At 63.8% G+C, this 1,540-nt stretch carries 1 protein-coding gene; it reads left to right on the top strand.

Annotation, left to right across the window (positions count from 1 at the left end; translation table 11 throughout):
* Nucleotides 1–1,513, top strand: a 1,513-nt coding sequence (locus tag BM070_RS23925) for a hypothetical protein (RefSeq protein ID WP_217648977.1), incomplete at its 5' end; no start/stop codon positions are given.
* Nucleotides 1,514–1,540: the final 27 nt, after the last annotated feature.

Genomic DNA, 1,540 nt, shown 5'->3' with positions numbered 1-1,540 from the left:
CCCCGAGACCATGTCCAAGGCGCTGTATCTGCAGCTGGACCAGCTGGAGCAGATGATGGCCATGGATCGTGCCCAGGGTCAAGATGTCGCCGATGACTTCGATGAGATCCAGAACGAAGTCGATCGCTTGCTATCGGCCGCGCCATGGACAAGCAATCCGGACTACGGCGTCATCCGGGCCGCTGCTGAGGCCCAGATCGACGCGGATGTCCGAGCGATGGAGTCCGAGCGCTTTGAAGTGCGCCTGACCGCGAGTACGGGCCGAGTCATGCATTCGGCGTTCTTTGCCGGTCCGCGCGATGCCATGGTGGCCTTCATGCGCCTCGGCCGCTCGGGTTTCGAGCCGTCGCAGGGTGATGGGTCGAATGTCGCGCTCGTGGACAAGCTGGGCAAGCTCAGTGCAGGCATGGTCTACGAGGGGCGGGGTGTCACACAAAGGAAGTTTGCTCATCCCGAAGGGCGCGACCTCTTCGCCGCGGTGGAGTCCGAAGTCGATCGCGCAACGCGTATTCCCGTAACGGTCACCCATGCTGTCCCGGTCGATGACCTTGCGTTCGAACGGCTGGACTGGGCCGCGGCGCAGGCCCTGGGCTTCGAGTTGGCGGGAGCCAACTGGCAGATGGCTGGGAAGTCCTATGGGGTGTCTGGCCTGATTGGAGGTCGGGCGCCGTTCTTCAGCCCCACCAGCGCGCCTCACCTCGCGGTCTCGCTGACGGATTCGGAAAATATCACCGTGGCGCCAGCTGACTTTGGTCAGTGGCGAGCGTCCACGCCCGATGGCGCCTGCGCAGCAGAGGGGCCTGATGCGACCACTGCACGGTTGCGCGCACTGGTTAAGTTCCGTGTCGGGGACGAGGTTCAAGTTCCGGTCACATTGCCATGTCGCGCGCATGGCAATGAGGTTCTTGATGAAGCGGTGACCGCCCGACGTGTTGCGGCGATGGTGAGCCACCATCACCGTGGTGAGCGCATCACCTGTGTTCCCGATGGCGATGTGTTTCGTGTGGATGGGCTGGTGAGCGCGCAACCGGGCAGCCGCGATAGCACGCTGACGGTGGTGGTTCAGGAGGATCTTCCGCGCGATGCCGCTGTGGAGCTGGCTCGTCGTTGCCCGGCGGTTTGTGCTGAGCGCGCGGTGCGTGCGGCTGACCTGACGGGCATGCAGTTCGTAGGATTGCCTGGCCAGGTCGAGTCGAAGACCCTCCGTGACGCGCGGCAGGCACTGGCCAGCGCGCACTACTATGTTGCCAACGAGAAACGCGTGCCTCCGGAGGACCTGCGCCGTTGGGCCGTGATCGAATGGATGGCGGCGTCCCAGCTGCTTACGTATGACGGTGCCAACGCGCGAGATGTGGTCTTGGCGTTGCGCGAGCTGAGCCCGGTATGCATCACTGAAACGGAGAGCGCAGTGCTGATGGCCCACGCATGTGACCATCTTGCCGTCTTGCAAGAGGTTCGGGCGAAGGTGGCCGCAGGCCGCGCTGCGAATCCTGACGAAAATTTCGCGCCCTGACATGGCAGCCCCTTTCACCCTGCAGGT

Source organism: Paracidovorax wautersii, assembly GCF_900113035.1.
GTDB lineage: Bacteria > Pseudomonadota > Gammaproteobacteria > Burkholderiales > Burkholderiaceae_C > Paracidovorax > Paracidovorax wautersii.
This window is presented reverse-complemented; position numbering and strand designations above follow the sequence as displayed.